General features: G+C 60.2%; 8 protein-coding genes and 1 tRNA gene. All 9 read left to right on the top strand.

The genetic code is table 11. The features are described from left to right. On the top strand, positions 1-369 hold a 369-nt coding region (locus IEX75_RS03605), incomplete at its 5' end, for an EF-Tu C-terminal domain-related protein (RefSeq protein WP_484489055.1). Positions 370-481: 112 nt separating this feature from the next. Continuing rightward, positions 482-557 (top strand) — tRNA-Trp (locus tag IEX75_RS03600). A gap of 75 nt (positions 558-632) precedes the next feature. Continuing rightward, on the top strand, positions 633-1,025 hold the full coding sequence (gene secE / locus IEX75_RS03595; protein WP_188792875.1) for a preprotein translocase subunit SecE: 393 nt from the start codon (positions 633-635) through the stop codon (positions 1,023-1,025). 10 nt (positions 1,026-1,035) lie between these two features. Further along, on the top strand, positions 1,036-1,596 hold the full coding sequence (gene nusG, locus IEX75_RS03590) for a transcription termination/antitermination protein NusG (RefSeq protein ID WP_188792874.1): 561 nt from the start codon (positions 1,036-1,038) through the stop codon (positions 1,594-1,596). Positions 1,597-1,781: 185 nt separating this feature from the next. Further along, a complete protein-coding gene (rplK, locus tag IEX75_RS03585) occupies positions 1,782-2,210 on the top strand; it encodes a 50S ribosomal protein L11 (RefSeq protein ID WP_115497596.1) in 429 nt (142 codons plus the stop codon). A gap of 3 nt (positions 2,211-2,213) precedes the next feature. Beyond that, entirely contained in the window at positions 2,214-2,924 is a 711-nt protein-coding gene (gene rplA, locus IEX75_RS03580) for a 50S ribosomal protein L1 (protein WP_188792873.1), read from the top strand. Positions 2,925-3,254: 330 nt separating this feature from the next. Further along, positions 3,255-3,776, top strand: coding sequence for a 50S ribosomal protein L10 (rplJ, locus tag IEX75_RS03575; RefSeq protein ID WP_188792872.1), 522 nt, complete (start codon positions 3,255-3,257; stop codon positions 3,774-3,776). 44 nt (positions 3,777-3,820) lie between these two features. Next, entirely contained in the window at positions 3,821-4,192 is a 372-nt protein-coding gene (gene rplL, locus IEX75_RS03570; protein WP_188792871.1) for a 50S ribosomal protein L7/L12, read from the top strand. 332 nt (positions 4,193-4,524) lie between these two features. Further along, entirely contained in the window at positions 4,525-8,682 is a 4,158-nt protein-coding gene (rpoB, locus tag IEX75_RS03565; protein ID WP_188792870.1) for a DNA-directed RNA polymerase subunit beta, read from the top strand. Positions 8,683-8,705 lie beyond the last annotated feature (23 nt).

Raw genomic sequence — 8,705 nt, 5'->3', positions numbered from 1 at the left:
GACAACGTGGGTCTGCTGCTGCGCGGCACGAAGCGTGAAGACGTGGAGCGTGGTCAGGTGTTGGCCAAGCCGGGTTCGATCACCCCGCACACCGACTTCGAGGCCGAGGTGTATGTACTGTCGAAGGAAGAGGGTGGCCGTCATACCCCGTTCTTCAAGGGCTACCGTCCGCAGTTCTACTTCCGTACGACGGACGTGACCGGCGCGGTGGAGCTGCCGGAAGGCGTGGAGATGGTGATGCCGGGCGACAACGTGAAGATGAAGGTCACGCTGATCTCGCCGATCGCGATGACCGAAGGTCTGCGCTTCGCGATCCGCGAAGGTGGCCGCACGGTGGGTGCTGGCGTCGTCGCCAAGATCACCAAGTAATATCATCGGCGGGACTCGAGACTGGAACTCGGGACTCGGAAAGATTGGGCACTGCCCCAATGTCTTTCGAGTGCCTGGCTCCAGTACCGGGTCCCGTAAGTTTTAACTCCGTACGCCAGTAGCTCAATTGGCAGAGCAGCGGTCTCCAAAACCGCAGGTTGGGGGTTCGAGTCCCTCCTGGCGTGCCATCTTCTCTATAGGAATGATGGCGGGTGCATCGCGAAGCCTGTATGGCTGAGATTCGAGTCACCCGCATGACGCGCATGAATACCAAGGCTGAACAGTCCAAAGGCACGAGCGGTGCCGATATCGGCAAGCTGGTGCTGGCCGTGCTGGTGCTGGCGGCCGGTATCGTCGGCTATACCTATCTCGGAAATATCGGTGCGGCCTCCCCGCTGCGTCTGATTACCATCCTGGTTGCCGTGATCATCGCCCTGGCGATTGCTGCCTTTACGGCGCCAGGTCGCCGCACGCGTCACTTCCTTGCCGAGTCGCAGTTCGAAATGCGCAAGGTGGTCTGGCCCACACGGGACGAGACGATCAAGACCACCGGCATCATTATTCTTGTGGTCGTCGTACTCTCTCTGCTGTTGGGGTTGATTGACCTGATCCTGAAGTCGGTCGTGCTCGACTGGTTACTGAAGCTGGGTTCTTGAGGAGACCGCAATGAGCAAGCGTTGGTATGTCGTCCATGCTTATTCCGGGTTCGAGAACCAGGTTAAGAAATCGCTGATCGAGCGCATCCATCGTGCCGGCATGGAAGAGAAGTTCGGCGAAGTGCTGGTGCCCACCGAGGAAGTCGTGGAAATGCGCAGCGGCCAGAAGCGCCGCAGCGAGCGCAAGTTCTTCCCTGGCTATGTGCTGGTGCAGATCGAAACCGATACCGAAGGCAAGGCGCCGCGCATCGATGACGAATGCTGGCATTTGGTGAAGGAAACGCCCAAGGTGATGGGCTTTATCGGCGGTACGGCCGATCGTCCCATGCCAATCCGCGATAGCGAAGCCGATACGATTCTCAGCCGCGTCCGTGAAGGTGTGGACAAGCCCAAGCCCAAGGTGCTGTTCGAGCCGGGCGAAATGGTTCGCGTCATCGATGGCCCGTTCAACGACTTCAACGGTGTAGTCGAAGAAGTCAATTACGAGAAGAGTCGGTTGCGCGTGGCGGTGCTGATTTTTGGGCGCTCCACACCGGTCGAGCTGGAGTTCGGGCAGGTCGAGAAGGCCTGATCTACCCATTCGGCACAGGGCTTGCTTAAAGCCCGGATCATCTCTAAACTATTCGGTTCACGCCGGAGTCTTTTGACTCGGCGTGTCCGTATTTCTGGAGTCCGCGGGATCGTGGGCTCTCCTCTCAACAGGGAATGTATACGGCGAGGAGCCGCAGGGCGCTAGAACTCGCGAGGAAACCTCAAATGGCAAAGAAAGTTGTCGGTTATATCAAGCTGCAGGTCAAGGCCGGTCAGGCTAACCCGTCGCCTCCCGTGGGACCGGCCCTCGGTCAGCGCGGCCTGAACATTATGGAGTTCTGCAAGGCGTTCAACGCCGCCACGCAGAAGATGGAGCCGGGTCTTCCGATCCCGGTCATCATCACGGCCTACTCGGACCGTACTTTTACCTTTATCACCAAGACACCTCCGGCATCGGTACTGATCAAGAAGGTCACGGGCGTCGCCAAGGGATCGTCCAAGCCGAACACCGACAAGGTTGGCAAGATCACGCGCAAGCAACTGGAAGACGTTGCCAAGCAGAAGGAGCCGGATCTCACGGCTGCTGATCTGGATGCCGCAGTGCGCACCATCGCCGGTAGCGCGCGTAGCATGGGCCTGGTGGTGGAGGGTTAAGACATGGCAAAGCTTACGAAGCGTTTGAAGGCCGCTCAGGCCGCAGTGCAGCCGGGCAAGGTCTATGGCCTGGATGAAGCTCTCAATATCGTCAAGAACAACGCCAAGGCGAAGTTCGTCGAATCCGTCGACGTCGCTGTGCGCCTCGGCATTGACGCCAAGAAGTCCGATCAAGGTGTGCGCGGCTCGTCGTTGCTGCCGCACGGCACCGGCAAGACCATCAAAGTCGCCGTGTTTTGCCCGGCCGGTGAAAAGGCTGAGGCTGCCAAGGCCGCTGGTGCCGACGCTGTCGGCATGGACGACTTGGCCGAGCGCATGCAGGCGGGTGATCTCGATTTCGGTCGCGTGATTGCTACGCCGGACGCCATGCGCGTGGTCGGTAAATTGGGTCAGTTGCTCGGCCCCCGCGGCTTGATGCCGAACCCGAAGGACGGCTCGGTCACCGCTGACGTCGTCACGGCCGTGAAGAACGCCAAGGCTGGCCAGGTGAAGTTCCGCAACGACAAGGCGGGCATCATCCACGCCACCATCGGCAAGGCCAACTTCGAAGCAGCACAGCTTGCTGACAACCTGAATGCACTGATCGCCGATCTGATGAAGGCGAAGCCGGCCACGGCCAAGGGCCAGTACCTGCAGAAGGTTGCGCTGTCCAGCACGATGGGCGTGGGTGTGCCGGTCGATACGTCGACCCTGAGTGCTGCCTCGGCCAAGTAAGACATTCAAGTCCTGCGTGGAAGCTATTTCGCGCAGGCAAGTTTTTGAGGGCAGCCCTGGCAGTAGCCGGAGCCGCCGTCAAAGACCGCAGGCGCGACCAGCGCGCGACGACGACGGGCATGGAGCTCGAATTGGCAAAGGAATCGCCGTCGCCGCCAACGAGGTCGCTTAATCCGGCTCTGGCCAGGCCTGCGTAGATGGTGCTGCCCCTTCTGGAATTTCTCTGGAAAGGCCACCACCCGGGACTCTCACGTCCCCGATGTCAAGGAAGGCATCGCTCAGGACCGCAAGCGGCAGGAGCCGTAAGCGGATTTAATTTGGAGGAGTGATATGGCTCTGAATCTCTCTCAGAAGCAAGAAGTAGTCGCCGAACTGGCCGCCGTGGCCGCGAAGGCTCACTCCTTGGTCGCTGCCGAGTATGCGGGCACCACGGTCGAACAAATGACCGCGATGCGCAAGAAGGCCCGCGAGTCCGGTGTGTTCTTGAAAGTCGTCAAGAATACGCTCGCTTCGCGCGCCGTGGTGGGCACCGAGTTTGAGGTCGTCAAAGACGCCCTGACCGGCCCGCTCCTGTACGCATTCTCGACGGAAGAACCCGGCGCTGCCGGTCGTCTGATCAAGGAATTTGCCAAGAGCAACGACAAGCTGAAGGCGAAGGTCGTCTCGGTGGAAGGCAAGCTGTTGCCAGCTGCGCACGTCGATGTGCTGGCCTCGCTGCCGACCCGTGAAGAAGCCCTTGCCATGCTGGCCCGTGTGCTGGCCGAACCCGCAGCAATGTTTGCGCGCGCCGTCAAGGCCGTGGCTGACAAGCAGGGTGGTGGCGAAGCTCCAGCCGAAGCCGCGTCTGCCTAAGTTCGACGCGATTCAACTGAATACAATTTCCAGAGGAAACAACAATGTCCCTTACCAACGAACAGATCGTTGAAGCCGTAGCCGCCAAGTCGCTCATGGAAGTGATGGAGCTGGTGAAGGCCATCGAAGAAAAGTTTGGTGTGTCTGCTGCCGCCCCGGTCGTCATGGCTGGTGGTGGTGGTGCTGCAGCTCCGGCTGTCGAAGAGAAGACTGAATTCGACGTCGTTCTCGTGAACGCCGGCGACAAGAAGGTCGACGTGATCAAGGCCGTTCGCGCGATCACCGGCCTCGGCCTGAAGGAAGCCAAGGACCTGACCGAGTCGGGTGGCGTCCTGAAGGAAGCCGTGTCGAAGGAAGACGCCGAGAAGTTCAAGAAGGACCTCGAAGCCGCCGGCGCCAAGGTCGAACTGAAGTAATTGGCGCCCTTGCGCGCCGTCAGTTTGATCCAGCGTCACGCAAGCCTGGGGGCGTAAGTCCCCGGGCTTTGCCCGCTTCGGCGAAATGCTCGCCCGAAGCGACCTACGCAGGGCAGGAAGGCCTGTCGTCAATGAACTGGACACTCTGGTGTTCAGCTCATCCAAGCTGAAACAGGCATGGGCCTTTTCAGCGCGGCGAAGGAAGTGCCGGAGTCGGGGCATGGAGGATGAACGGGTTACGACTCTTCATCCTCGATTCCCCCTCCAAAATTTTTTTCATTTTGCCGGTGTGTGCACCACCGGCGCCACAGCGAACCGAGGCGTCACCGACCATGACCTACTCGTTTACCGAGAAGAAGCGTATCCGCAAGGATTTCGGCAAGCGTCCGCCCGTACTGGGCGTGCCCAACCTGCTGACAATCCAGACCGATTCCTACCGTGAATTCCTGCAAGAGGACATTGCTCCCAAGCAGCGCGAAGACAAAGGTCTGCACGCCGCCTTGAAGTCCGTGTTCCCGATCGTCAGCTATTCGGGCAACGCGGCCCTTGAATACGTTGATTACCGTCTCGGTGAGCCGCCGTTCGACGAGCGTGAATGCCGTAACCGTGGCATGACGTTCGGTGCCCCACTGCGCGTAACCGTGCGTCTGGTGATCTATGACAAGGACAGTCCGGCCTCGAAGAAGGCCGTCAAATACGTGAAGGAGCAAGAAGTCTACATGGGCGAAATTCCGCTCATGACCGATACCGGTACCTTCATCATCAACGGCACCGAACGCGTGATCGTGTCGCAGCTGCATCGCTCGCCGGGTGTGTTCTTCGACCACGATCGTGGCAAGACGCACAGCTCTGGCAAGCTGCTGTTCTCTGCACGCGTGATTCCTTACCGCGGCTCGTGGTTGGATTTCGAATTCGACCCGAAGGACGCCCTGTTCACCCGTATCGACCGTCGCCGCAAGTTACCGGTGACAGTGTTGTTGCGCGCGCTTGGCTACAGCAATGAAGAGATGCTCACCATCTTCTTCGAGCACAACGTGTTCCACCTGGGCAAGAAGGGTGGCACCACGTTGGAGCTGGTCGCCGAGCGTTTGCGCGGTGAAACGCTGAGCTTCGATCTGATGATCGGTGAGAAGGTGCTGGTGGAAGCCGGCAAGCGCATCACGGCGCGTCACGTGCGCCAGCTTGCCGCGGAGAACATCACTGCGCTGGAAGTGCCGGATGACTACCCGGTTGGTCGCATTCTGGCCATCGACATCGTTGATCCGAAGACCGGCGAACTGTTGGCGTCGGCGAACGACGAAATCACTGCTGAGCAGCTGGAAAACTTCCGCAAGGCCGGTATTGAAACGTTGCCTACGCTGTACGTGAACGATCTCGATCGTGGCGCGTACATCTCGCACACCCTGCGCATAGACAACACCAAGACGCAGCTTGAAGCGCTGGTGGAAATCTATCGCATGATGCGCCCGGGCGAGCCGCCGACCAAGGAAGCAGCGCAGAACCTGTTCTTCAATCTGTTCTTTACCTTCGATCGTTACGACCTGTCGGCCGTGGGTCGCATGAAGTTCAACCGCCGCGTCGGCCGCAAGGACATCCTCGGCCCGGGTGTGTTGTTCGACCAAAAGTACTTCGGCGAGCTGAAGAGTGAAGAGGCACAGACGCTGGTGGCCTCGCAGGGTGATCAGTCCGACATCCTCGATGTGCTGAAAGTGCTGATCGACATCAAGAACGGTCATGGCACGGTGGACGACATCGACCATCTCGGCAACCGTCGCGTTCGCTCGGTGGGTGAAATGGCGGAAAACACCTTCCGCATCGGCTTGGTGCGCGTGGAGCGCGCCGTGCGCGAGCGCCTGTCGCTCGCCGAAGCCGATGGCCTGACCCCGCAGGATCTGATCAACGCCAAGCCAGTCGCGGCAGCGGTGAAGGAGTTCTTTGGTTCCTCGCAGCTCTCGCAGTTCATGGACCAGAACAACCCGCTGTCGGAAGTGACGCATAAGCGTCGCGTATCTGCACTGGGTCCAGGCGGTCTGACGCGCGAGCGCGCAGGCTTCGAAGTGCGCGACGTGCATCCGACTCACTATGGCCGCGTCTGCACCATCGAAACGCCGGAAGGTCCGAACATCGGCCTGATCAACTCGCTCGCCGTGTACGCGCGTACCAACCAGTACGGCTTCCTCGAGACGCCGTACCGCAAAGTCGTGGACGGCAAGGTCACCAACCAGGTGGAATATCTGTCGGCGATCGAAGAGGGCGACCACGTGATCGCGCAGGCGAACTCGCCGCTCAAGGACGGACGCTTCGTCGAAGACTTCGTGTCCTGCCGTTTCCGCGGTGAATCCGAGTTGCGCCCGTCGGCCGAGATCAACTACATGGACGTTTCGCCGATGCAGACCGTGTCGGTCGCGGCGGCGCTCGTGCCATTCCTGGAGCACGACGATGCGAACCGCGCGCTGATGGGCGCGAACATGCAGCGTCAGGCCGTGCCGACCCTGCGCTCGCAGACTCCGCTGGTTGGTACCGGCATCGAGCGCGCTGTGGCGCGTGACTCGGGCGTCATCGTCACCGCCAAGCGCGGTGGCGTGATCGACCAGGTCGATGCCGCACGTATCGTGGTGCGCGTGAACGAGGCCGAAGTTGGCGAGAACGACGCTGGCGTCGATATCTACACGCTGACCAAGTACACCCGCTCCAACCAGAACACCAACCTCAATCAGCGTCCGCTGGTGAACGTCGGTGACGTCGTGGCGAAGGGCGACACGCTGGCCGACGGCTCCTCGACGGATCTGGGCGAACTTGCGCTCGGCCAGAACATGCTGATCGCCTTCATGCCGTGGAACGGCTACAACTTCGAAGACTCGATTCTGCTCTCCGAGCGCGTCGTGCAAGAAGACCGCTACACCTCGATCCACATTGAGGAGCTGTCCTGTATCGCGCGTGATACGAAGCTGGGTGCCGAAGAAATCACCGCCGACATCCCGAACGTGGGTGAACAGGCGCTGGCACGTCTGGACGAATCCGGCATTGTGTACATCGGTGCGGAAGTGAAGGCCGGCGACATCATGGTCGGCAAGGTCACGCCGAAGGGCGAGAGCCAGCTCACGCCAGAAGAGAAACTGCTCCGCGCGATCTTTGGCGAAAAGGCGTCCGATGTGAAGGACAGCTCGCTGCGTGTTCCGCCGGGCATGGATGGCACCGTTATCGACGTGCAGGTGTTCACGCGCGATGGTATCGAGAAGGACAAGCGCGCCCGCCAGATCGAGGAAATGGAAATCAAGCGAATCCGTAAGGACTTCGACGACCAGTTCCGCATCCTCGAAGGCGCGATCTACAACCGTATGCGTGCGCAGCTTGTTGGCAAGGTCGCCAACAGCGGTCCGGCTGGCCTCAAGCGCGGCGCTGAGATCACCAACGAGTATCTCGATGGCCTGAAGAAGGACGATTGGTTCAAGGTCAATCCGAAGGACGAAGCCACGGTCGAATTCCTCGAGCGCGCATCCGAACAGGTCAAGCGCCACAAGGAAGAGTTCGACAAGCGTTTCAAGGAGAAGCAGGCGAAGATCACCCAGGGCGATGACCTCGCGCCGGGCGTGCTGAAGATGGTCAAGGTGTTCCTGGCCGTGAAGCGCCGCATCCAGCCGGGCGACAAGATGGCGGGTCGTCACGGTAACAAGGGTGTGGTATCGAACGTGGTGCCGGTGGAAGACATGCCGTACATGGCTGACGGTACGTCGATCGACATCTGCCTGAACCCGCTGGGCGTGCCTTCGCGTATGAACATCGGTCAGATTCTGGAAGTGCACTTGGGCTGGGCCGCGAAAGGTCTGGGCAAGAAGATCCAGCAGATGCTCGAAGCGCAGGAGAAGGTGGCGAAGATCCGTGAGTTCCTCGATCAGATCTACAACCACCACGTCGCCGGTGCCGTGCAGCACGTCGACCTGAAGTCGCTTAGCGATGAGGAAATCCTCACCTTGGCGAACAACCTTCAGGATGGTGTGCCAATGGCCACGCCGGTGTTCGACGGTGCCGAGGAAGCGGAGCTGAAGGCGATGCTGAGGCTGGCGGAACTGCCGGAGTCGGGCCAGACCACGCTGTTCGACGGTCGCACCGGCGAAGCGTTTGATCGTCCGGTCACCGTTGGCTACATGCACTACCTGAAACTCAACCACTTGGTCGACGACAAGATGCACGCGCGTTCGACGGGTCCGTACTCGCTCGTCACCCAGCAGCCGCTGGGCGGTAAGGCGCAGTTCGGCGGTCAGCGTTTCGGCGAAATGGAAGTCTGGGCGCTCGAGGCCTACGGCGCGGCTTACACCCTGCAGGAAATGCTCACGGTGAAGTCCGACGACGTACAGGGCCGCAACCAGATGTACAAGAACATCGTCGACGGTAACCACGAGATGGCGGCGGGCATGCCGGAATCCTTCAACGTGCTTGTGAAGGAAATCCGCTCGCTCGGCATCGACATCGACCTGGAAGAGATCAAGTAACCCGCGGGTTACAGGAGCTTATG

Source organism: Dyella nitratireducens (genome assembly GCF_014642835.1).
Classification (GTDB): domain Bacteria; phylum Pseudomonadota; class Gammaproteobacteria; order Xanthomonadales; family Rhodanobacteraceae; genus Dyella_B; species Dyella_B nitratireducens.
This window is presented reverse-complemented; position numbering and strand designations above follow the sequence as displayed.